Origin of the sequence: Pantoea sp. (assembly GCF_028283705.1) — a bacterium.
In the GTDB taxonomy this organism is placed as follows: domain Bacteria; phylum Pseudomonadota; class Gammaproteobacteria; order Enterobacterales; family Enterobacteriaceae; genus Pantoea.
In genome coordinates this window covers 479288-501716 of sequence record NZ_JAPWKD010000011.1, presented here as the reverse complement: position 1 = coordinate 501716, position 22429 = coordinate 479288, and the positions used below count along the sequence as shown (strand labels likewise).

Here is a 22429-nt window from a genome sequence, read left to right as displayed (position 1 = left end):
CAACAGCGGTTGTTGCCACTCTGTAGCAAATGCAACCTGCTTCAGGGATGAAAATCAGCGAGGGTGGCGCGCGTGAGTGCATCCTGCTCGGCTGCCGCCAGCAAAGCCTCCACCAGCCCGGGGAAACGGGCATTCAAATCTTCCCGGCGCAGTGACAACAGGTTTTCACGCCCGGAGGGCCGCTGCCAGATCACGCCACTGTCGCGCAACACGCGCCAGTGATGAGTCAGCGTGGATTTCGACACCCCCTGCAACAATGAACCACAGGTATGTTCGCCACCATCGGCAAGGATGCTAACCACCGTCATCCGCATCGGGTTGCCCAGTGCCGCCAGCACGTTCTCCAGCCGAATTTCTGTGCGCTGTGGATGTCTGGTCATAAGCTGTCTCTCAATAGTACGTATAAATACGAAGTATCGGGCAGACGCGGCGGGATGTACAGAACACGGCGAGCTATCGCCCGCCGTGTTAATGGATTTACTGACTGATGGATTGTTGCAGGGCGGCGATTGACGAGGTGACACCCGCCTCCACGGACATGGTGAGATCCTCCATTTCCAGTGAGACCCAATCGTTGTAGCCCATCATGCGCACCACCGAGAAGAACGCCTTCCACCATTGCAGATCCTGGCCGCAGCCCACCGCAACATAGTTCCAGGCCCGATTGGCAACATCCTCCACCGGTTTAGTTTCCAGCAGCCCGTTGATATTCACCAGCCCACGCTCCAGTCGCACATCTTTACCGTGTACATGGTGAATCGCCGGTCCGAGCGCCCGCGCCGCTGCAATCGGGTCACCTCCCATCCATAACAGATGGCTGGGATCGAGGTTTAAACCGACCATCGGCCCGACGGCATCGCGCAAACGGAACAAGGTTTCCGGGTTCCACACCAGCATCGAACTAAAGTTCTCCAGCGCGAAACGTGCCACACCGCTGGCTTTCGCCCGCTCCACCAGCCCCAGCCAGTAGGGAATCGCTACCTCATTCCACTGATAATCGAGGCAATTTTTCAGCGTTGGCGGCCAGCTTACCGTGTAAGTGATCCAGTTTGGGATGGTGTCGTGAGGACTGGCGGGCGGCAGGCCACTCATCATCACAATTTTCTCCACTCCCAGCTCACCGGCCAGCGCCAGTGCCTGTTCGGTGTCCCGTTTATGACGCTGCCCCAGCTCGCCAACATCCAGCGGATTACCCGATACATTCAACGCCGCGATCGTCATACCTCGGGTTTCCAGCGCCTGGAGCAGCTGCCGACGTTGACTGGCGCTGGCGAGCAGTTCTTCCGTGCGCAGATGCGGTGCCGATGACCAGCCCCCGGTGGTCATTTCAACGCCATACACGCCCAGCTCAAGCAATTTATCCAGCATCGCTGCAAACGGCAGATGCCCGAGGCTATCAGTACAAAAAGAGAGTCTCATGAGGGTTCCTTATTGATAGTTGACCCAGCAGGCACCGTTATCCGCCGAACGGACACAGTTTTCGATCCAGCGCACCCCTTCCAGACCGGCGTTAATATCGGGATAGATCAAGCTGTCGAGAGTTTGCTGATCGCCGCGCTGCGTGGCGCTGATGGCAATGGCAAATTTGAGGTAGATATTGGCCCATGACTCCGCCAACCCTTCGGTGTGCAGCGCACCCAGGCGTTCATCCGCCAGCGCGCTGTCATCGAGATACGGCATACCGTGATGAAGTATCTGGTTCGGCTGTCCCTGTACTTCATATTTCAGCTCGCCAGGGTTGTAGTCACTCCACTCCAGGCTGGCGCGCGAACCAATCACGCGAATGCTCTGGCTATCCATCGAACCGGCGTTGATCGATGACGCCCACATGCGGCCCACGGCACCGTTGTCGTAATGCATCAACACCAGCGCGTTATCTTCCAGCGGGGCCCGCGACGGGATAAAACTCTGGCGATCGCATAACAGCGATTGGATATGCAGCTGCGGCAGCACCAGTTGCGAGATATAGAAAGTATGGGTAGAGATGTCACCCAGCACGAAAGAGGGCCCGGCGATTTTCGGGTCAACACGCCATTTTTGCGCATCACTGAATTTGTCGGCGCTATCGCTGGCACTAAATCCGTGGGTGTATTGCAATTCGACCATGCGTACTTCGCCAATATCGCCTTTGGCGATCATCGCCCGCATTTGCATCAGTAAAGGGTGGCCGGAGAAACCATAAGTGACACCGACAATCAGCCCCTTCGCTGCCGCCAGGGCCTTAATTTCCTGTGCTTCCTCAGTTGTGAAAAACAGCGGTTTCTCGCAGATAACATGAATCCCGGCATTAAGTGCTGCTTTGGTGATCTCATAATGCGTGCCGTTAGGGGTGGCGATGGTCACCACTTCAACGCCATCATCACGCTGCGCCTCTTCTGCCAGCAGCTGCTGATAGTTGTCGTAGCAACGTTCGGCGTTCATTCCGAGGTTGACGCCAAAATCACGGCCACGTTCCGCATCAATATCAAACGCACTGGCCACCAGCTGATAAGCGGTGTTATCGCGCAGCGCGCCGGAGCGATGTTTATAGCCCACCTGGCTTAAACGTCCGCCACCAATCATTGCCCAGCGTAAAGGACGAGGGATCTTCTTTTCACCGTTTTGCATAGCCATTCCTTAATTATTTGCACTCGGGTGCAATTGAGGTCAGAGGTAAGGGTTCATTTCTGGTTTTTCTGTTCAAACTGCAGGTAATTGGCCTGGGTCACCGTGGCATACGGAATCCAGTTATAGGGAGCGGTTTTCTGTTTATCCAGCATCGCCCTGGTGACCTGCACCGCACCGGTGGCCTGTCCTTTCGCGTCCTGGAAGATGGTCACCGCCATATCACCACTTTTAATAAATTGCAGACCGTCCGGCGTACCATCAATGCCCGCCACCAATACGTGTTCCTTTTTCGCCTGCTTCAGCGCCATGATGGCCCCAATCGCCATTTCATCGTTGTTGGCGGCAATGGCATCGATCGGCGTACCGTTGAGCAACCAGCTGGACACCACATCCACCGCCTCGTTGCGCTGCCATTTGGCGGTTTGCTTTTCCACCACCTTCATATCCTTGTGCGCAGCAATCACCTCTTCCACCGCGCGGGTGCGTTCACGCGCCTCTTCATTCGACAACGCCCCCATGATGATGGCGACATTGCCTTTGTAGTTCATGCGTTGCGCCAGCGCTTCCATCTCCATCTTACCGCTGAGAGCCGAATCGGAACCGACATACGCCATCTGCCCAGCCAGCTTCACCTCCGGTTTACGATTCACAAAGATCAGTGGGATATTGGCGCGTCTGGCCGCCTCCATCATCGGCCTTACCCCCTGGGTATCTACCGGGTTGAGGATAATGGCGTCAACGCCCTGGTTAATAAAATCATCCACCTGCTGAACCTGGAGGGCCACATCGCCTTTGGCATCGGAGAACTGCCCTTTCATGCCTGAGCTATCCAGCTCATGTACCATCTGGGTACGCAGAATCGAGACGAAATTGAGGTCGAAATTGGCCAGTGCAACGCCCACCTGCCAGGTTTTAGCCTGCACACTGGCGATGGCCAGTGCACCTAATATCAGAACTACCGTTTTCACAGTCTTCATGGTCATTTCCTGTAGGGTCATGGTGTTATGATCCGACCGGAAGAGCGACACTGCTGATTTTCACTTTTTGCACCCGGGTGCAAAATAAGCAAAAAAAAGAGACGGACAGTCATATCTTCAGGGGAGGTACTGGCGAAAATGTCGACCACGCCGAAAATTTAGTCAATCCAGCAAAATGTAAATCAGCGGAAGCGATCACAAAATGTTAATCATTTGCACCCGATTGCAAAAAACATTGCAATCGGGTGCAAAGATCAAACATAATCGCAACATCATAAAAACAGGGTTATTTCACGACAGGTTTCGACGCACAAACGCGCTTTGGGTGTTTATTTTCGCTTGGGTTTCACGTTCAATGCAGGGGTCTTTCGCTAACTCCGATATGCAGGTGCTATGAGCAAACCCATCACAAAACCCCATAAAGCCACCGCCAGCGATGTTGCACGCCAGGCGGGCGTGTCGAAATGGACGGTATCGCGTGCCTTTACGCCAGGTGCGTCAATCTCCGACAAAGCGCGTGAACGCGTGCTGGCCGTGGCAACTGAGCTGGGCTACCGCCCTAACCTGTTGGCGCGCAGCCTGTCGCAAAAGAAGACGCACATTATTGGGGTCGTGATTGATGAGATGAGGAATCCGCACTCGCTGCTGTTGATTGATACGGTAACCAACCAGTTGCAGAAACGCGGTTACATGGCCCTGCTGCTCAACATCACCAATAGCGAGAATCATAAATCGGTGATGATGCTAGCCGATCAATTGCAGGTTGATGGTTTGCTGTTCCTCGGCACGGTATTGACGGAAGAACTGGTGGACATCGCGCAGGAACTGCACCTTATCCCACTGGTGCAGCTGTGTCGCAACAATGATGTTCCGGGTATCGATGTGGTGAAAATCGATGACCAGCGTGCAGGGAAACAGCTGGGAGAGCTGCTGCTGGCGCAGGGATATACACGCTTCGGTTATATGCGCGGGCCGGAAACCAGCAGCAACCATTTGCAGCGTCTTGATGGTTTACAGCTGGCGCTGACGGAGGCGGGGTTAACGCTGGAAGTGATGCTGACGGCCGGTGGCTACGCCCAGGAGCGCAGCTATACGGTGCTGACGGAGTATCTCAATGCACACGCGCCTGCCGATCGCATTGACGCGTTGTTCTGTGAGAACGATGCGCTGGCGCTGGGTGCGCTGGAAGCCTTGCACGAGGGCGCTGGTAATAAACATATGGCGGTGGTGGGTTTTGATGGTATCGAGGAAGCCGCCCTCCCCGGCTGGCAACTCACCACCTATAGTCAGCGTATTGATTTGTTGATTGAAGAAGCCTTAAACCGGCTGATTGATGAACGTGCCACCCCGGGTGGCGTCTGGACACAGGGAGAATTGCATATACGACGCTCTCACCTGAAGCCATAAGGTAATAAGGAGGAGCCATTATCCTGCCCCAACGTGAATATTGCTGCCAGAGTTGCTGCCGTCAGGACCCGCAGCGTTGGCAGCATAAAAAATATATCAATTGATTTTTTATTATTTATGGCCAGGAAATTCCATCCTGTGGATACGTGTACCGAAAATATCAGCATGCTCTGGCCCTATTTAAATACCTTCTGAGAAAATAATAACGAATACGGATTCGTCGCTGTTGCCTGCACGCTATTTATCGCGCGGCATCGCCGTGCCTTCCGTTTAGAACGTCGTGCTCTGTAAAATTTATCTGCCGTATCCGTCAGCAGACGGAATGATGAAAGGAAAGATGTATGAACCGAAGAGAAGCGCTCTTTTCGCTCAGCTCGATTGTGGCGTCGCTTGCCGTCGCCCCTCAGTTGCGCGCGAAGGAGTTAAATGATGTCCCGCTGCAAACCCAAATGAGTGCCGATCACCTGCCGTATCCCGCGTGGCAGCAGGGCTATCAGGTACTGACCAACCCCCTGGATCGCCAGAATCTGGCCGCGATTTTTGATCGTTTAATTCCCGCCGATCACCTCGGCCCCTCGGCCAGTGAAGCCGGTTGTATTGAATTTCTCGATAATCAACTGGCTGGCGATTATGGCTCCGGCGCGGCGCTTTATTTAGCCGCACCACTGCACCCGGAAAATGAAGAGAAAATTATGGGTAGTCCGCAATTTCTCTCCACGCCTAAGGAACGTTATTTAACCGGGCTGGTTGCGCTGGAATCCTGGGCACAAAAAAACCATCAGGCGTCATTTCATACTTTAAATGCGCAACAAGTCGATGACTTTCTGACAAAGATGGAAGACGGAAAAATTGATCTGGGAAATACGGTAAACAGCCAGGCGTTCTTTGAATTAATGTTGCAAAATGCGCGCGAAGGCTATTTGTCCGATCCGATTTACGGTGGCAATAAAAATATGGCTGGCTGGAAGATGATTGGCTTCCCCGGCGCGCGCTATGACTATCGCCCTTATATTGAGCGCCGCAACGAAAACCTGGCGCTGATTCCCGTCAGTCTGATTCCCAACGATTAATACGCCGGAGCTGAGTCAATGTCACAAATTAGAAATAAGGCTGACGTGGTTATCGTCGGCCTGGGCTGGGCCGGTTCGGTGATGGCCGAAGAACTGACGCGCGCCGGATTAAATGTCGTCGCGATTGAGCGTGGTGCCTGGCGCGATACCTCCACTGATTTCCCGGTTTCCATTGATGCCGATGAACTGCGTTTCCATACCCGACGTAAAATTCTGCAACCGATGAGCGTTGAAACCACTACCTTCCGCAACCGGAGCGATCAGCTGGCCGCACCGGTGCGTAACTGGTCGGCGTTTCAGTTTGGCTGGAACGTCGGCGGTGCCGGGACGCACTGGGCCGGGATGTCATGGCGCTTTACCCCGTGGGATTTTCAGGTCGCGACACAAACGCGTGAACGCTACGGTGCCAACAAAATGCAGGGATTGCAGTTGCAGGACTGGGGCATCACTTATGATGAAATGGCCCCCTACTACGACCGCTTCGAGCGAATCGCCGGTACCTCCGGTTTCGCCGGTAATCTCAATGGCGAGCGCCGCAAAGGCGGCAATGTGTTCGAGGGACCCCGCTCGCGCGACTATCCGACGCCTCCGCTGAAAGATACCCACTGGATGAGCAAATTTCGCCACACCACGGAAAAGATGGGTTACAACCCGTTCACCGTTCCGGCAGGCAACCTGTCGCAGGCTTACGTTAACCCGCTGGGTGTCAGCATGGGGCCGTGCACCTACTGCGGTTTCTGCGACTTCCACGGCTGCGGCAACTTCTCCAAATCCTCGCCCCAGGCCTGCATTTTGCCGGTACTGATGCGTCGCCCCAACTTCACGCTGCTGACGGAAACGGAAGTGCTGCATGCCGTGAAGCATGATGATGGCAAGACGGTGAAAGGGGTGAAATTTATCACCAAAGAGGGAGTGGAAGGTTTCCAGCCTGCCGATATCGTCTGCATCACCGCCTATCAGATGGACAACGTGCGCCTGATGCTACTGTCGCAGGTGGGCGAAAAGTACGATCCCCGTACCGGACGCGGCACCATTGGCCGTAACTACAACTACCAGACCTGCTCCAGCGTCACCGGCTTTTTCGATAACGAATATATGAACCCGTTTATTGGCGGCGGCGCGCTGGCAGTACAAATCGATGATTTCAATGGCGATAACTTCGATCATAGCGGCCTCGATTTTATTGGTGGTGCCGGAATTATGGGCTTCTCCACCAATGGCCGCCCGATTCAGAACATGAACGGACTGCGTCCAGGTACTAAACGCTGGGGCAGCGAGTGGAAAGCGGGCTATGCGCGTGATTATCAGACCGCGGGCACCATTTTCTGCCAGGGCACCTCGATGCCGATGCGCGAGGCGTATCTCGATCTTGACCCCAACTACAAAGATCGCCACGGCCAGCCGCTGCTGCGTATGACCTTTGACTGGAACCAAAACGATGTGCGCATGGCGAAATACGTCACCGATCGCGCTATCAACATCATGAAGGAAGTGGGCGGCCAGCATCTGGTGGTGGATAACCAGGCAGAACAAAGCTGGAACCCCTATATGCAACACAGCTCGCACACTATCGGCGGCGCAGTTATGGGGGCTGATCCCAGCACTTCAGCACTGAATCCGTACCTGCAAAGCTGGGATGCCCACAACCTGTTTGTGGTCGGTGCATCAGCCTTCCCCAACAATGGCGGTTACAACCCAACGGTGACCGTGGGTGCGCTGGCGGTACGTGCGGCACAAGCCATCCACCAGACCTACATTAAAAATCCGGCACCGCTGGTGGGAGCGTAATCATGGCGAAAGCAAAAAAGATTAGCTGGACCCTCGCCGCGCTGGCGGTGGTCGCGGCAATTGGCGTGACCGGCAGAATGTGGGTGGTACTGGATAGCGACCGCTCAGACGTGGCAGACGATAAGGTGCAACTGGCGGATTTTCATAGCAACGATGATGCCGCCATTAAACGCGGCGAATACGTCATGCGCCTCTCCGACTGCGCCGCCTGCCATAACGCTGATTTTTCCGGTGGCTATAAGATCGATACGCCTTTCGGTGCGTTATTGACCTCCAACATCTCACCGGATCGTGAAACCGGTATCGGGAAAATGACTGAGCGCGATTTCTTCAACGCGGTGCGCCAGGGACGTGGCGAGCATGGCTTCCTCTATCCAGCCATGCCATACACCGCTTATACGCAAATCAGCGATCAGGATATGCACGATCTCTGGGCCTGGTTTTCCGTGCAGCAACCGGTGAAAAACGCCATCGACGAAAATACCGGGATGAATTTCCCGTATAACATTCGTTTGGCGATGGCAGGCTGGAACATGTTGTTCTTCGATAATGCCGCGTTTAAACCACAAAGTACCCAGACCGATGCATGGAATCGCGGCAAATACATTGTCGATGGCCCGGCGCACTGTAGCGTGTGCCACACCGCGCGTAATGCCCTTGGTGGCGAGATCAGCAGCCAGTATCTTCAGGGTGGCAATCTCGGCAGCTGGTATGCACCGGATATTTCACAGAATCCCCATGCCGGTATCGGCAAGTGGACAGATGAAGAGATCGCCGATTACCTGAAAACCGGCTCCAATGGCGGCAGCGTGGCGGCGGGTCCGATGGCTGAAGCGGTCGAGCATTCGACACAATATTTCAACGATCAGGACCTGCACGCCATCGCCTCTTACCTGCGCAGCCTGCCCGCCTCCGCGACCCCGCAGCCGACAGGCTTCGTGATGGATAAACCACGTCATGACCAGGCAGCACTGCGTTATGAGGTGGATTGCTCGGCATGTCATGGACTGGCGGGAGAAGGCATTCACGGAATGGTACCGGCGTTCGCAGGTAACACAGCGATGCTTAATGATCCCACCAATATGATTCATGCGCTGCTGGATGGCGCGCGTGCGCCACATACCGAAGATCGCCCAACGGCTGCGGGGATGCCCGCCTTCGCCTGGAAGTTAAACGATCAGCAGATGGCTGATGTGCTCAACTACGTGCGCAATTCGTGGGGCAATCAGGCGGCAGAAGTGAAAGCCAGTGATGTGGCAACGCTGCGCCAGACAACCGGTGCCGGAGAGAAGCTGAAGACGCCAGCAATGCAGTAATTGTAGGTATTGATGACCGCAAACGCGGTCATCGCCGATCAGCGCAGCAGCTGGGCAATCCCCCATAGCGCTAACGCGTGGTCATCTTCAGAAGGTAAACCGCTGACGCTGACAGCGCCGAGAATCGCGCCCTGAGGATTGAGCAGCGGGAAAGAACCACCGTGATCGGTGTAATCCGCCTGGCTGATAAAAGCCTGCCGATCCATCCGCTCACCCTTCTGCTCGTTAAGCAGCCCCACATACATTGAAGAGTGACCATGACGCAATACGGTATTCCTTTTGCGTCGCATCCACTCCAGATTATCCGGACAGGATCCTGGCAACGCCGCCAGAAACAGCACCTGACCAAAAGCATAGACTTCAATCGAGATGGGTGCCTGCGCTTCACGGCCACGTTGCTGGATGCTCTGACCGATTTGCCAGGCCAGATCGAAGTCAAACTGCGGCAGACGGTGTTCCGCTTCCTGTTGCAACAGGGTTTCAAGGCTAAGCGATAATGACATAACGGTTTCCTCTCCATATGAAATAAAATTTCCACAATTTATAACATGGAAAATATTTTTCACCAGTGATGAGGATCACGTGCCTTAGCCCGAATCACGGGGAATCATGGTAAAACCCATATCGATAATTGGCGTAGTCACTGCTTCGCCCTGCAAACGGCTCAGCAGTTGCTGTGCCGCCAGCCTGCCCATTGCCTGACGATCGATACGCACCGTAGAAATCGCCGGAAAATTAGCGGCGGCAAAATCGAGATCGCCAAAACCAATTACCGCCAGCTGTCTGGGAACCACCAGGCCGCGCGCCTGCGCTTCCATCAGCGCACCCTGCGCCAGGGTATCGGAACTGCATACCAGTACATCTGCCGTGGGATAGGCCGCCAATACCTCAGCGCAGGCTTCACGACCACGCGTCATCAGCGCGGGCAGCGCGACCGGTGCATCGACAAGCAGAGCGATGCCTTGCGCTTTTAATGCCTCCAGCAAGCCCTGCTTACGCTGCAATGCACGCTGATCGTCAGTCCAGATCAATGCCGGTCGCTGATACCCACGCTGCGCCAGATAGGCCGCTACGCATGCACCCACTTTTTCATGAGAAAAGCCTACCAGCATATCAATGGGGGTCGGTGTCATATCCCAAATCTCCACCACCGGCACATCGGCCTGCAACAACACCTTCTTCAGCTGGCTGCTGTGATGGATACCGGTCAGCACCACCCCATCGGGCCGACGCGATAGCAACGTGGCAACGGTTTCCGCCTCAGTCTCGGCCTCATAGCCGGTCACGCACAACAGCATGTGATAACCCTGCGCACTGAGGGTGTCATTGAGGCTCTGAATGGTATCAACAAACATGTTGTTGTTAATTTGCGGCACCACCACGGCAATCAAACGGCTACGATTGGTGGCGAGGCTACCCGCCTGTGCGTTCGGGATATAGCCGGTGGCCTGTACGGCGGCCAGCACCTTCTCTACCGTAGCGGGCCGGACCTGCTGGGGCGAATTGAGCGCACGGCTGACTGTCATCGGTGAAATACCGGCCACCCGGGCCACATCTTCCAGCGTCGGCGCACCTTTGCGCGCCAGATTGCGTTGTTTCATTGCCACTTAGCCTGGAGAAAACCAGCGGCTAGCATAACGTAAAACGGCGTTCCCCGGTAAATGTTAGGGCTATCATTTTTTTCTTCGCAATGCCGAAAATGTGATCAGGTGAACATTAATAACCTAACATCCTGGCGCATATTCCTTTCGAAGCAAAAATGTTAGCGCAATCATTTTAACAGGAGACTCGCATGTCAGGTGTTAATTCCGTCGCAGTGACTTATGCCAAAGCGCAGGGTGCCGCTACCGCTGCCGAAAGTGGCGACCGTATCGTCTGGGTCAATTTATCGCTGGCCTTTCTGCCGCTGGCGACGCCAGTGAGCGATGCCAAGGTGTTGACCGGACGCCAGAAGCCACTGACCGAAGTAGCGATCATTGTGGCGGAAATCGCCACGCGTGATGGCTTTGAGGGTATCGGTTTCAGCTATTCCAAACGTGCCGGAGGCCAGGGTATTTATGCTCACGCCTGCGAAATCGCCGATGCGTTACTCGGCGAAGATCCTAACGATATCGATAAAATCTATACCAAACTGCTGTGGGCTGGCGCATCCGTGGGCCGCAGCGGCATGGCCGTGCAGGCTATTTCCCCCTTCGATATTGCATTGTGGGATATGAAAGCACGACGCGCCCGTCTGCCGCTGGCGAAACTACTCGGGGCGCATCGCGATTCGGTGCAGTGCTACAACACCTCGGGCGGCTTCCTGCATACCCCGCTCGATCAGGTGCTGAAGAACGTCGCCATTTCACGCGAGAACGGCATCGGCGGCATTAAAATCAAAGTCGGCCAGCCTGATACCAAAGAAGACTTGCGTCGCCTGGCAGCGGTACGTCAGACGCTGGGCGATGATTTCCCGCTGATGGTCGATGCCAACCAGCAATGGGATCGTGAAACTGCCATTCGCATGGGCCGCAAAATGGAACAATTCAATCTGGTGTGGATTGAGGAACCCCTGGATGCTTACGATGTTGAGGGGCACGCAGCTCTGACCGCCGCGCTGGACACCCCGATTGCCACCGGTGAGATGCTCACCAGCTTCCGCGAACATGAGCAGCTGATCCTCGGTAACGCCAGCGACTTCGTCCAGCCCGATGCACCGCGCGTCGGCGGTATCACGCCGTTTCTGAAGATTATGGATCTGGCGGCCCGTCACGGACGCAAGCTGGCCCCGCATTTCGCCATGGAGATTCATATCCATCTGGCGGCCGCCTACCCGATTGAACCCTGGCTGGAACATTTTGAGTGGCTCAATCCGCTATTCAATGAACAGCTGGAACTGCGTGATGGGCGCATGCTGATTTCTGACCGCCACGGCCTCGGTTTTAGCTTGAGCGAGCAGGCGCGTAAATGGACCACGCTTACCCACAGCGTGGGTAAGCGGCCCTGAATGACAGCTGCTACGTCACATTTTCGCGGCGCTGGGCTTTCGCCAGCGTGCGCGCCAGCAACGACGAATACAGCGGTTTGCCACCAAAGAATTGCGCCGCCAGCGTGGCTCCCAGGCAGGTGATGATCATCGGCAGGATCAGCTGATAGTTATTGGTCATCTCCAGCACCAGCACGATGCCCGTCAGCGGTGCTCGCACCGAAGCGGCAAACAGCGCTCCCATGCCGGCGACGGCAAACGTCGCCGCTTCCAGCTGATAACCAGGAAACCAATGTGCGCAAAGCTGACCAAAACAGGTACCAAGTAGGGTACCCAGTGTCAGCATCGGCGCAAAAATTCCGCCGGGTGCGCCAGAGGCAAAACAGCAGATGGTGATCACCACGCGTAACGCGAACAGGGCAAATAATCCCAGCGCGGTGAAGTGTCCGGCAGAGAAATCCGGGATCAGCGTGATGCCGCCGCTGATGGCTTCCGGCAGTATCCATCCCAGCACACCACAAATACCAGCCAGCAAACTGCCCCACAACACCCAGGGCGCGGTACGTCCGTGATGCAGCCGCTGGAACTGATCCTGGGTCCAGAAAATCAGGCGATTAAACGCCACGCCGCAGCCGCCAAACAGGATGCCGAGCAGCAGATATAGCCATAAGGTGGACGTCGGTGCATCTTTAAGCTGACCAATGTTGATAATCGCTTCATTGCCGTTAAACAGGCGGAACACGATGCTCGACATAATCACACCGACGAACACCGCTTTAATAGAAATCAGGCTGTAGCGGAACTGCGGACGCATTTCCTCGATGATAAACAGAATCCCCGCCAGCGGTGCGTTGAATGCGGCAGAAAGCCCGGCCGCCGCACCGGTTGCCAGCAAGGTATGACGCGCTTCTGACGAGCGCACCCCGAACATATCGGTACACATACGTCCAATATTGCCACCGATCTGCACCGTCGGACCTTCACGCCCCAGCACCATGCCCGACCCAAGCGCGCCCATCCCGCCGATAAACTTTACCGGCAATACGCGCCACCAGCGCACCGGCCTGAGTTCTTCCAGCGCGCCCTCAATTTCCGGGATGCCCGATCCCCCCGCTTCTGGCGCAAAGCGTCGTACCAGCCAGTAGCCCAGCGCACCCAGCAGGGCGGCCGCAAAGAAAGCACAGAGCACATTCAGCAGCGGATTACTCGCCTGATCAGCCAGCCAGTTCAGCCGTGAATGAAAAATAAAGTTCACTGATTTATCAAAGGCTACCGCCACCAGGCCGGTCAAAATACCAACCAGCGCCGCCAGTAATAGCAGAGCAACCGGAGTTTTATCGCGCCGCATCAAGCGTTGCAGCAACAGAAAACGCCCCGCGCGCATCACCGTTTCCGGCTGCGCAGAATCTTGTGTAACAGACATGCCATCCTCTATCTTTAAATTTATTGTTCTTCTGTATCGGGCAACTCACCGTAGTGAATCGCCAGCCACACCGTTGGCTGGTCTGCCGCCGTCCAGTTCACACGATGACGGCAGCCGGGAGGGATATCAACAAAATCACCGGGACGTAATCGCCGTTCGGCTTCACCCTCAAGCTGCAAACCGGCCTCTCCCTGCACGACCAACACCCATTCGCCCTGCGTCTGGCAATACCAAAAATCCGGCGGGCTGGCCTGGCCGGTTGAAACAATACGTTCGATACGCAGATTGGGACGTTGCAAAAGTTGCTCGAAGGTTTCAGCACTGCCTGCCTGGGCCACCGCAGGGAAGGCCTGCAACAGATTGGTTAACATGGTGATGTCTCATCATCGGTGCGTAATCAATGCACTGTAACGCAGGCTTCACCCTGATTGCTCACAGTTTTTTGTGTCACTGATTGACGCGTAGGCGGCAAGTCACGATCATTCCCGGCCAGAATGGCTATGCACGGAGCATAAAAGTGTCTGAACTCAGTAACGCGTTGCTGGAAGAGATTATCGAACAGGTTCGCCCGCTGACCCGGCAGGGAAAAGTGGCGGACTATATTCCCGCGCTGGCGGGGGTATCACCCGATCAGGCAGGCATCGCAATTTATGTCGCTGATGGCACCTGTTATCAGGCGGGAGACGCCGATACCCGTTTTTCCATTCAGTCGATCTCGAAAGTGCTGTCGCTGACCCTGGCGCTGACGTTATATGACGAGCCGGAAATCTGGCAGCGCGTCGGCAAAGAGCCCTCCGGCCAGGCGTTTAATTCGCTGCTGCAACTGGAGCTGGAACAGGGCAAACCGCGCAATCCCTTCATCAACGCCGGGGCGCTGGTGATGTGCGATCTGCTGGAAAGCCGACTGACCGCACCGCGTCAGCGCATGCTGGAGATTGTGCGGCATCTGGCGCAGCGCAATGGCATCAATTATGACCGGGTAGTGGCCCGCTCCGAATATGAACACTCGGCACGGAACGCCGCCATTGCCTGGCTGATGAAATCCTTCGGCAATTTCCACAACGATGTTAGCAAAGTGATGGAAACCTATTTCCACTACTGCGCGATGGCGATGAGCTGCACCGAACTGGCCCGCACCTTCTTCTACCTGGCAAATCATGGACGCAGCCTCGGTGATGAGACCACGGTAATTTCACCGCGTCATGCACGTCAGGTCAACGCGCTGATGATGACCAGCGGCATGTACGACGGTGCGGGCGAGTTCGCCTGGCGTGTGGGAATGCCAGCAAAATCCGGCGTTGGCGGCGGCATTATCGCGGTCATCCCCGGAGAAATGAGTATCGCGGTGTGGTCGCCCGCGCTGGATAACTCGGGCAACTCACTGGCCGGTACGGTGATGCTGGAGATGCTGACGGAACGGCTGGGACGATCGATTTTTTAATCGTGCGCTTAACTCACCACATTTTGCGCAGTGCCCTGCCAGAATCCGGCGAGATTGCGTTCAATACCGCGCAACAGGTTGGCAACCCCCTGCTGGCTGGCCCAGGCGATATGCGGCGTCAGCATCAGGTTAGGTACATCAGGCTGCAATAGCGGATGATCGGCAGCGGGTGGTTCACTGGTCAGCACATCCAGTGCCGCCCCGGCAATCACCCCCTGGCGCAACGCATGGGCCAGCTCGGTTTCGTTGATCAGACCGCCACGCGCAGTGTTGATCAGCAGGGCGGAAGGCTTCATCTGCGCCAGCGCGGATAAATTGATCAGCTGCTTTGTTTCTGGCGTCAGCGGGCAATGCAGCGTCAGCACATCGCTTTGCGCCAGTACCTGCTCAAACGGCACATACCCATCACGCAAGACGCTGCTGCCTTTACGGTCGGCATATAACACTTTCATCCCCAGCGCCTGAGCCATCTCTCCAACGGCGCGGCCAATATCGCCTTTTCCGATGATCCCCAGGGTCGCACCATAGATGTCCTGGATCGGCTGACGATGCGCGCAAAAATGCGACGAGGCAGGCCAGGCGCTACGCGTGCTGTTGACGTAGTCCACCAGATGACGTCGCAGGGCAAATAATGCCGCAATCACCCCTTCCGCCACGCTGCGCGTGGAGTAGCCCGGTACGTTGCTGACGACAATGCCCCGCTCGCGACAGGCCGCCAGATCGATGCAGTCATAACCGGTAGCCGCCACGCAGACGTAACGTAAGGCGGGCAGCTGGCGCAGCGTATCAGCGCGCAACGGCACCTTGTTGGTGATCACCATCTCCGCATCATGCAGTACATGGACCAGTTCCGCCAGCGAGGTGGTGGCGCGATACTGCCAGTCGGTACACCATTGGGGACGTTGTGGCGCACGCGGTAGGGTATCGCCGTCAAGGGTGACAATCTTCATTGCTTCTCCGCTTTAATGTTTCTCTATTGATCTTGTCAGGTTGCATTAAGGTTAACAAAAGCTGGGTGTTACGTGATTTTTTTCAAAAGATGCGAATTATTTCTTCAATGCCTTCAGTTTTTTTAACCCATCACAGGTAATCGCGTTACACTTCCGCCCAATTTAATCAGTAACCTCCGTTTCCGCCATGATGTTTTCGTCTGCAATTCGCCAGCGCCTGACTGTCTGCATCGCCATCGTGGCGGTGTTGTTGCTGTTTGTTGCGCCGGTGGTATCGAAAACGTTGCTGGAACGTCAGAACCACATGCAAAGCATGATGGCCGACATGCCTATGCATCACGATGCCATGCCGGATATGGCGATGCCGGGCATGGATCATCATATGATGGACGATGGCGAATTCGCCTGTGGCTACTGTGATTTGCTGGTGCATGTGCCGTTGATGATGTGGGTGTTTATCCCCTTCATCTGGCTGATGCTGGTAATTTCCCGCGCCCCACCGCTGCCCTGCGTCATCGCGCCGGTGACCCGTCGTCAAGTCGCAACCCACCGACCGCGCGCGCCGCCTGCCCTTCTCTCCTGCTGACATGATTCAAACGGTAGCGCATCCCGCTGGATGACGCTTGAGCATTCTTTTATCGCAAGGAAGACGGCTTTGTCTGCTGTTCACTCTGTAGCACCGCGCGGCGCGGTGCTTAATTTGCTACGCCGCTTACATTTCTATATCGGCCTGTTTGTCGCCCCTTTTATCTTTATCGCTGCGCTGAGCGGCACACTGTATGTGCTGACACCCCAGCTGGAAAACGTGCTGTATAAAGACGCGTTAAGTGTTCAGCCTGGTGACCACGCACAACCCTTGTCGGCACAAATCGCCGCTGCCCGCGCTTATGCTGGTGAGAAACAACGTATCTATGCCGTTCGCCCGGCACCGGGTGCCAGCGATACCACGCGTGTGCAGTTCAGCGATCCCTCCCTCGGTGTTTCGCAGTCACGTTCGGTATTTATCGATCCCTACACCTTACAGGTGAAAGGCGATATGACGGTCTATGGCACCAGTGGCGTGCTGCCACTGCGCATGACCATCGACCTGCTGCACAGCAGCCTGTTGTTGGGGGACTTGGGCCGCAACTACAGCGAGCTGGCAGCTTCCTGGCTGTGGGTGGCGGCGCTCGGCGGTGTACTGCTGTGGCTAGGGACGCGTCCACGCCGCAAGGCAAAAACGCCACGTGGACGCTTTGCCTTTAGCCGACACTGGCACATCACCCTTGGCCTGACGCTGCTGCTGGGCTTACTGTTTTTCTCCGTCACCGGACTGACCTGGTCGCAATGGGCAGGTGGCAATATTGATCGCTGGCGCACCGAACTGAACTGGCTGACGCCACAGGTCAACACCGCGCTCAACCACGATGAACCTGCGATGGCCGCCGACCCCCATGCCGACCATCAAAGTATGCCGGGCATGGATATGTCGACGATGGCGATGCCGGTACAACATGGCCCGGTCAATGTCGCCGATGGCGACTGGGATCGCGCGTTGCACGCAGCGCGAGCTGCCGGAATCTCGGCGACCAAACTGGAGTTACGTCAGCCGAAAAATGCTGATAAGGCATGGACGGTAAGCGAAATCGATCGCAGCTGGCCGACTCAGGTGGATGCCGTGTCAGTGAATCCACAGGATTTCACCATCGTCGATCATGTGTATTTCGATCGTTTCCCGCTGGTGGCGAAGCTGACACGCTGGGGTGTGGATGCGCACATGGGGGTGTTGTTCGGCCTGGCAAATCAGCTGCTGCTGGCGGCCTTCGGTCTGGGTTTATGCACCATGATTGTGTTGGGTTATCGCATGTGGTGGCTGCGTCGTCCACAGCAGGCAGAAGCCAGTCCGTCCCAGACTTTGACAGCCGCCTGGCTGGCGTTACCACACTATGCCAAAGGGGGCTGTTTGCTGCTGGCACTGGCGCTCGGTTATGCGCTGCCAGTAATGGGCGTGAGTCTGCTGGCGTTTTTGCTGGTCGATATCCTGCGCTTCCGTGCTCAGCAACGCGCACCGGTTGATGCGCAGGTGCTGCTGGCCGCGCAGCAATCGCCGCTTGGCATTATTCGCGCCCGATTTGCCGTGAAACGCAAGGAGATGCGTCACTTCCTGTATGGGCTGTGTGTGCTGGCGCTGATTGTCGGCACGGTGATGAGTAATGCGATTATCGGTGGCGTGATTGAACAATATGGTATCCCGTTCAGCAGCTGGTCACTGACCATGTATCTGACCCAGGGCTTTATGATCGCGCTCTACACCACGGTGTTTACCGCGCTGATGTCGATTCCGCTGTGGTATTTCTTCCTCGGCGAAAAGGATGATTCACAGGGGTAAACCTTAACTCACGGCGCGAGCCATCGCGCCGTGATCATTAAATACCCGGCGTCAGAAATCTGCCTTCAGCACCACGCGATAATGCGCTTTACCAGCACGGACATGATCGAGCGCGTCATTCACTTTCGACATCGGGAATTCTTCCACGGTCGGCGCGATATCAACGCGTGATGCCAGTTTCAGCAACGCACGCAGCTGACCCGGTGAACCGGTGGAAGAACCCGTAACCGCACGGTCACCAACAATCAGGCTAAATGCCGGAACTTCAAACGGCTTCATCACCGCACCCACGGTGTGGAACTTGCCCTGACGCGCCAGTGCCTGGTAATAGGGTTTCCAGTCGAGATCCACCGCCACGGTGCTGATAATCAAATCAAACTGTCCTGCCAATGCATTCAGCGCCTCCGGGTCACGGCTGTTGACCACGCGGTCAGCGCCCATCGCCAGAATCGATTCGGTTTTACCGGCAGACGAACTGAACGCGGTGACTTCCGCCCCCATCGCGCGCAACAGTTTGATCGCCATATGACCGAGGCCACCGATACCAATCACCCCAACGCGGCTGGTCGCGGTGATGTTGTTCATCAGCAACGGTTTAAACACCGTGATACCGCCACACAGCAACGGACCGGCGGTAGCAATATCAAGCGATTCTGGCAACGGGATCACCCATTGCCAGTTAGCGCGCAGATGGCTGGCGAATCCACCGTGGTTATTGATGGTGGAGACCTTACCGTTTTCGCAGTTGACCTGGTCACCGGTGATACAGGCATCACAGTGCTGGCAGCTTTTGGCTGTCCAGCCGATACCGACACGCTGGCCGAGACTCAGCCCTTTATTCTGCGCCGCGTCCCCCAGCGCCACCACACGCCCAATCACTTCGTGACCGGCAATCAGCGGATAGGTTGAGCCGCCCCATTCATTATCAATCATCGACAGATCGGAGTGGCAGACACCACAGTAATCCACCTCTACCTGCACATCCTCGGCAGCCAATGGACCGGCCTCGTATTCGTAAGGCACCAGCGCCTCACCCGCCTGCATGGCGGCATAGCTCGTAATTTTCATTGCTGTCCTCAGTGGTTGGTCTCTGACGACAGAAGTTTATCAAATCATGCCCCATTATTATGCTGAATAATCATACGATTATGTTAGCACCTGCTGCGAAGCAGCGTTAAAGCGGGTCATGATTAATCGGGCTACGAAAGGCGTTACGCGCCGCCTCAATCAACTGACTGGCTGTCACCGTCGGCGGCAGGTGCGTCAGCACTTTCATCGCCTGCCAGTAACATAGCACCATCTCTTCATCGCTCTCGTTTTCGGCCATTTCCCTTAACCGCCCACGCAGGGTCAACACATCCAGCGTCTGCTGCTCATCCACCATCTCCGCAATCGTTTGATTGATAACCTGATGGATGATTTTCCAGGAAATTTCGGCAAGCACAATTAACCTCTTTTTTATCTCTCTCAGCTCCGGGCAAATGAATACAAAAGGCGCGACGGCTGCAGCGCCTGAAACAACGAAAATGTAGGATAACTATAGTTGGTTATTTAGCTGGCAAAGGGCATCGCGCCTGACAATTTCGTAGCTCGCGGATCTGTAAACTGATTTTTATCTGGCACGAATTATGACACCAGAGAATGGCTTTGTAACAAAAAAGCCTGAGCTTGTGCTGGTCGCCACCGCAACGCTTTGTCAAAGTAGAAAAACTTTTTCTCTACACAGGGAGTCACGATGAGTCAGTCAACCGCATTGCATGCCGATCCACTGGTCTGGGGCCACGGCCCGAAGGTGTTTGAAGTGTTTCTCGAACCAACCTGCCCGTTTTCGGTGCGCGCATTTAATAAGTTCGATGCGTTATTAAACCTGGTCGGCGAAGAGAAGATGACGCTGAAAATCTGTTTGCAATCACAGCCGTGGCATATGTATTCCGGCCTGATTGTGCGCTACATTCTTGCCGCGTCCACCCTGCCCGCAGGCAAAGCCGCCGCCAAAGCGGTGCTGAAAGCAGTGGCCGATCACCGCGAAGAGTTCGAGTTCACCGATCACGCCCGCGGCCCCAATATGGATACCACGCCGAACCAGCTCCTCGATCGTCTGGAGCAATACAGCGGTGTCAATGCACGCGAGCCTTTTGACCGTGCCGAATTGCAGAATGAAATCAAATGGCATTGCAAATATTCACGCCAGAACGGTATCCACGTGTCACCCACCTTTATTGTCAATGGGCTGGTGCAGGCGGATATTGGCAGTGGTGATGAGATCGAATCCTGGGCAAAACGTATTCTTGCCTGACTCCCGAGGCCCGCGTCGTCGGGCCTTTCGCTATATTTCGCAATAGTTTACTCCTTGCTTCGTTATGCTTATCCTGTTAATCGTTATTTACCTAATTATATAGCGAGAAATGGAATGCAACATAAACTGCTTAGCGCGTTACTGCTCACCGCAGGCGCGAGTCTCAGTCTTAATGCCCTGGCAAATACTGACATCCGTGTGACCTATGCCGGTTCGATGGGCAAAGTCATGGACCAGGCGTTAGGTCCAGCGTTTGCTAAAGAAAATAACGGTAATTACCAGGGACAAGGCCAGGGGGCTTACGGTATGGCTCGCCTGCTGGCGAGTAAGAAAATCACTGCCGATGTGTTTGTTTCCATCACCCCAGGGCCGATGCAGATCCTGAAAGATGCCGGACTGATCGATACCGCAGTGCCGGTTGCCAGTACCAGCATGGTGATCGCCTACAGCCCGAAAGGGAAATACGCTCAGCAGTTTGCTCAGGCCAAAGGCAGCGATGCCAGCTGGCTGAAAGTGCTGGCAACGCCAGGGCTGAAATTTGGCCGCACCGACCCAATTAACGATCCGAAAGGCCAGAACATTGTCTTTACCCTGCTGCTGGCTGAGAAGTATTACCACCAGCCGGGCATCGCCGAAAAAATCATGGGCGGGGTACAAAACCCGGCGCAAACCCATCTGGAAGGTGGCCTGCTGGCGCGCCTTGAGAGTGGCCAGGTTGATGCTGCGGCCGGTTACGAAAGTGAAGTGATCTCCGCCCATCTGCCTTATATCGCGCTGCCGGATGAAATCAACCTGAGCAACCCGGATCAGGCGAAACAGTGGTATGACACGGTCAGCTTCCAGGTGAAAGACAGCAAAGGCGAGGAAAAAACCCTGCATACTCAACCGATGGTGTATTACGCCGCGGTGCTGAAAAACGCGCCAAACGGCACCGCTGCCGGTAAAGCCTTCGTTGACTTTATGCTGAGCCAGCCGGGCCAGACGCTGTTGAAACAGAACGGCTATGCGGCACCGAAAGGTGGCGTGCTGTACCAGCCATGAGAAAACGCCAGTCCACCGCGTTGTGGCTCTCACTTCCGGCCCTGTTGCTGCTGGCTGTCCCGTTCGTCACGCTGATTGGCGTGACGCACTGGCAACATCTGCGGCTGGCATGGGGCGATAGCCATGCCATCGCTACCTCCCTCGCGCTGGGAGGGGTGGCGCTGTTGCTGATTTTTCTCAGCGGATTACCGGTGGCCTGGTGGCTGTCACAGGCGCGGGGGAAAGCGCGCCTGATCGTGGAATTGCTGGTGTTGATCCCGCTACTCACGCCACCGCTGGCGATGGGGATTTTGCTGGTGAGTGCCTATGGGCCTTACAGTGTGCCCGGCGAGTTACTGGGACGGTTCGGCATGACGCTGGTGAATAACCCGGCAGCCTTTGTGCTGGCGCAATGGTATGGCGCGTTGCCTTACTTTGTCACTGCCGCACGTTCCGCCTTCGCTGGCGTGCCGAAAGAAATTCTTGAAGCCGCTCGCACCCTCGGCGCACCTCCCTGGCAACGTTTCTGGCGATTGTCAGTGCCGCTGGCGGCACCGGGTCTGGCTTCTGCTACCGCCCTGGCCTGGGTGCGTGCCATGGGCGAATTCGGTATCGTGATGATCTTTGCCTACTTCCCTCAGGGAATGCCGGTGCAACTCTACAACAACCTGCAAAATGACGGCGTTGACGCCGTGTATGTACTGTTATGGCTGTTGTTGTTGTTTACTTTACCGGTACCGCTGCTGTGCTTTGTCACCTCGCGCCGCTTGCAGCAGGGGAAAGTCGCACTGGTTTAAATTC

Annotated in this window: 22 protein-coding genes; 11 read left to right on the top strand and 11 right to left on the bottom strand. The window is 55.7% G+C overall.

The genetic code is table 11. The features are described from left to right. Nucleotides 1-41 precede the first annotated feature (41 nt). From PW844_RS09260 to PW844_RS09245, 4 genes are all read right to left on the bottom strand, one after another. Nucleotides 42-380, bottom strand: a complete 339-nt coding sequence (locus tag PW844_RS09260) for a helix-turn-helix transcriptional regulator (protein ID WP_299450608.1) — start codon at nt 378-380, stop codon at nt 42-44. Between the two features lie 97 nt (nt 381-477). Next, nucleotides 478-1419, bottom strand: coding sequence for a sugar phosphate isomerase/epimerase (locus PW844_RS09255; RefSeq protein ID WP_299450606.1), 942 nt, complete (start codon nt 1417-1419; stop codon nt 478-480). Nucleotides 1420-1428: 9 nt separating this feature from the next. Beyond that, a complete protein-coding gene (locus PW844_RS09250) occupies nt 1429-2607 on the bottom strand; it encodes a Gfo/Idh/MocA family oxidoreductase (RefSeq protein ID WP_299450604.1) in 1179 nt (392 codons plus the stop codon). A 53-nt stretch (nt 2608-2660) separates the two neighbouring features. Continuing rightward, on the bottom strand, nt 2661-3584 hold the full coding sequence (locus PW844_RS09245; protein WP_299450601.1) for a substrate-binding domain-containing protein: 924 nt from the start codon (nt 3582-3584) through the stop codon (nt 2661-2663). 393 nt (nt 3585-3977) lie between these two features. Here PW844_RS09245 and PW844_RS09240 point away from each other — a divergent pair, with 393 nt between their 5' ends. The 4 genes from PW844_RS09240 (at nt 3978) to PW844_RS09225 (ending at nt 9165) form a co-directional block, all read left to right on the top strand. Further along, a complete protein-coding gene (locus PW844_RS09240) occupies nt 3978-4991 on the top strand; it encodes a LacI family DNA-binding transcriptional regulator (RefSeq protein ID WP_299450598.1) in 1014 nt (337 codons plus the stop codon). Nucleotides 4992-5332: 341 nt separating this feature from the next. Continuing rightward, nucleotides 5333-6061, top strand: coding sequence for a gluconate 2-dehydrogenase subunit 3 family protein (locus PW844_RS09235; protein WP_299450595.1), 729 nt, complete (start codon nt 5333-5335; stop codon nt 6059-6061). A gap of 18 nt (nt 6062-6079) precedes the next feature. Beyond that, nucleotides 6080-7849 carry a GMC family oxidoreductase gene (locus tag PW844_RS09230; protein ID WP_299450593.1) on the top strand — a complete coding sequence of 590 codons (1770 nt, stop codon included), beginning with the start codon at nt 6080-6082 and terminating at the stop codon, nt 7847-7849. Between the two features lie 2 nt (nt 7850-7851). Next, complete coding sequence (locus PW844_RS09225; RefSeq protein ID WP_299450590.1) at nt 7852-9165, top strand: cytochrome c; 1314 nt, start codon at nt 7852-7854, stop codon at nt 9163-9165. 38 nt (nt 9166-9203) lie between these two features. Here PW844_RS09225 and PW844_RS09220 read toward each other — a convergent pair whose 3' ends face one another. Further along, complete coding sequence (locus PW844_RS09220) at nt 9204-9668, bottom strand: heme-degrading domain-containing protein (RefSeq protein WP_299450587.1); 465 nt, start codon at nt 9666-9668, stop codon at nt 9204-9206. An 84-nt stretch (nt 9669-9752) separates the two neighbouring features. Beyond that, entirely contained in the window at nt 9753-10766 is a 1014-nt protein-coding gene (locus tag PW844_RS09215) for a LacI family DNA-binding transcriptional regulator (RefSeq protein ID WP_299450584.1), read from the bottom strand. Between the two features lie 191 nt (nt 10767-10957). On the opposite strand from PW844_RS09215, the gene PW844_RS09210 reads away from it, so the two are divergent. Next, nucleotides 10958-12151, top strand: a complete 1194-nt coding sequence (locus PW844_RS09210; RefSeq protein WP_299450581.1) for an L-talarate/galactarate dehydratase — start codon at nt 10958-10960, stop codon at nt 12149-12151. Between the two features lie 10 nt (nt 12152-12161). Here PW844_RS09210 and clcA read toward each other — a convergent pair whose 3' ends face one another. Next, nucleotides 12162-13553: a H(+)/Cl(-) exchange transporter ClcA gene (gene clcA, locus PW844_RS09205; protein WP_299450579.1), complete on the bottom strand. Its 1392-nt coding sequence runs from the start codon at nt 13551-13553 to the stop codon at nt 12162-12164. 20 nt (nt 13554-13573) lie between these two features. After that, on the bottom strand, nt 13574-13924 hold the full coding sequence (locus tag PW844_RS09200; protein WP_299450578.1) for a cupin domain-containing protein: 351 nt from the start codon (nt 13922-13924) through the stop codon (nt 13574-13576). A gap of 146 nt (nt 13925-14070) precedes the next feature. On the opposite strand from PW844_RS09200, the gene glsB reads away from it, so the two are divergent. After that, complete coding sequence (gene glsB / locus PW844_RS09195; protein WP_299450577.1) at nt 14071-14994, top strand: glutaminase B; 924 nt, start codon at nt 14071-14073, stop codon at nt 14992-14994. Between the two features lie 8 nt (nt 14995-15002). On the opposite strand, the gene PW844_RS09190 is transcribed toward glsB, so the two are convergent. Further along, nucleotides 15003-15944, bottom strand: coding sequence for a D-2-hydroxyacid dehydrogenase (locus PW844_RS09190; RefSeq protein ID WP_299450575.1), 942 nt, complete (start codon nt 15942-15944; stop codon nt 15003-15005). Between the two features lie 187 nt (nt 15945-16131). Between PW844_RS09190 and PW844_RS09185 the strand changes: the two genes are divergently transcribed. Next, nucleotides 16132-16530 carry a DUF2946 domain-containing protein gene (locus tag PW844_RS09185; protein ID WP_299450573.1) on the top strand — a complete coding sequence of 133 codons (399 nt, stop codon included), beginning with the start codon at nt 16132-16134 and terminating at the stop codon, nt 16528-16530. Between the two features lie 30 nt (nt 16531-16560). Next, on the top strand, nt 16561-18312 hold the full coding sequence (locus PW844_RS09180; protein ID WP_299450571.1) for a DUF2534 family protein: 1752 nt from the start codon (nt 16561-16563) through the stop codon (nt 18310-18312). Nucleotides 18313-18363: 51 nt separating this feature from the next. Here PW844_RS09180 and PW844_RS09175 read toward each other — a convergent pair whose 3' ends face one another. Next, a complete protein-coding gene (locus PW844_RS09175; RefSeq protein ID WP_299450569.1) occupies nt 18364-19380 on the bottom strand; it encodes an NAD(P)-dependent alcohol dehydrogenase in 1017 nt (338 codons plus the stop codon). A gap of 106 nt (nt 19381-19486) precedes the next feature. Then, nucleotides 19487-19756, bottom strand: coding sequence for a hypothetical protein (locus PW844_RS09170; RefSeq protein WP_084881206.1), 270 nt, complete (start codon nt 19754-19756; stop codon nt 19487-19489). A 291-nt stretch (nt 19757-20047) separates the two neighbouring features. On the opposite strand from PW844_RS09170, the gene PW844_RS09165 reads away from it, so the two are divergent. The 3 genes from PW844_RS09165 (at nt 20048) to PW844_RS09155 (ending at nt 22425) form a co-directional block, all read left to right on the top strand. Then, entirely contained in the window at nt 20048-20608 is a 561-nt protein-coding gene (locus tag PW844_RS09165; RefSeq protein ID WP_299450565.1) for a thioredoxin, read from the top strand. A 114-nt stretch (nt 20609-20722) separates the two neighbouring features. Further along, nucleotides 20723-21649: an extracellular solute-binding protein gene (locus PW844_RS09160; protein ID WP_299450564.1), complete on the top strand. Its 927-nt coding sequence runs from the start codon at nt 20723-20725 to the stop codon at nt 21647-21649. Beyond that, nucleotides 21646-22425, top strand: a complete 780-nt coding sequence (locus tag PW844_RS09155) for a molybdenum ABC transporter permease (protein WP_299450562.1) — start codon at nt 21646-21648, stop codon at nt 22423-22425. Before PW844_RS09160 ends, PW844_RS09155 begins: the two co-directional genes overlap by 4 nt. Nucleotides 22426-22429 lie beyond the last annotated feature (4 nt).

Coding starts and splice junctions, on each gene's coding strand:
- PW844_RS09260 (WP_299450608.1), bottom strand. CDS start 380: ATGACCAGACATCCACAGCGCACAGAAATTCGGCTGGAGAACGTGCTG.
- PW844_RS09240 (WP_299450598.1), top strand. CDS start 3,978: ATGAGCAAACCCATCACAAAACCCCATAAAGCCACCGCCAGCGATGTT.
- clcA (WP_299450579.1), bottom strand. CDS start 13,553: ATGTCTGTTACACAAGATTCTGCGCAGCCGGAAACGGTGATGCGCGCG.
- PW844_RS09185 (WP_299450573.1), top strand. CDS start 16,132: ATGATGTTTTCGTCTGCAATTCGCCAGCGCCTGACTGTCTGCATCGCC.
- PW844_RS09180 (WP_299450571.1), top strand. CDS start 16,561: ATGACGCTTGAGCATTCTTTTATCGCAAGGAAGACGGCTTTGTCTGCT.
- PW844_RS09210 (WP_299450581.1), top strand. CDS start 10,958: ATGTCAGGTGTTAATTCCGTCGCAGTGACTTATGCCAAAGCGCAGGGT.
- PW844_RS09165 (WP_299450565.1), top strand. CDS start 20,048: ATGAGTCAGTCAACCGCATTGCATGCCGATCCACTGGTCTGGGGCCAC.
- PW844_RS09175 (WP_299450569.1), bottom strand. CDS start 19,380: ATGAAAATTACGAGCTATGCCGCCATGCAGGCGGGTGAGGCGCTGGTG.
- PW844_RS09255 (WP_299450606.1), bottom strand. CDS start 1,419: ATGAGACTCTCTTTTTGTACTGATAGCCTCGGGCATCTGCCGTTTGCA.
- PW844_RS09250 (WP_299450604.1), bottom strand. CDS start 2,607: ATGCAAAACGGTGAAAAGAAGATCCCTCGTCCTTTACGCTGGGCAATG.
- PW844_RS09225 (WP_299450590.1), top strand. CDS start 7,852: ATGGCGAAAGCAAAAAAGATTAGCTGGACCCTCGCCGCGCTGGCGGTG.
- PW844_RS09200 (WP_299450578.1), bottom strand. CDS start 13,924: ATGTTAACCAATCTGTTGCAGGCCTTCCCTGCGGTGGCCCAGGCAGGC.
- PW844_RS09160 (WP_299450564.1), top strand. CDS start 20,723: ATGCAACATAAACTGCTTAGCGCGTTACTGCTCACCGCAGGCGCGAGT.
- PW844_RS09190 (WP_299450575.1), bottom strand. CDS start 15,944: ATGAAGATTGTCACCCTTGACGGCGATACCCTACCGCGTGCGCCACAA.
- PW844_RS09235 (WP_299450595.1), top strand. CDS start 5,333: ATGAACCGAAGAGAAGCGCTCTTTTCGCTCAGCTCGATTGTGGCGTCG.
- PW844_RS09230 (WP_299450593.1), top strand. CDS start 6,080: ATGTCACAAATTAGAAATAAGGCTGACGTGGTTATCGTCGGCCTGGGC.
- PW844_RS09245 (WP_299450601.1), bottom strand. CDS start 3,584: ATGAAGACTGTGAAAACGGTAGTTCTGATATTAGGTGCACTGGCCATC.
- PW844_RS09215 (WP_299450584.1), bottom strand. CDS start 10,766: ATGAAACAACGCAATCTGGCGCGCAAAGGTGCGCCGACGCTGGAAGAT.
- PW844_RS09155 (WP_299450562.1), top strand. CDS start 21,646: ATGAGAAAACGCCAGTCCACCGCGTTGTGGCTCTCACTTCCGGCCCTG.
- PW844_RS09220 (WP_299450587.1), bottom strand. CDS start 9,668: ATGTCATTATCGCTTAGCCTTGAAACCCTGTTGCAACAGGAAGCGGAA.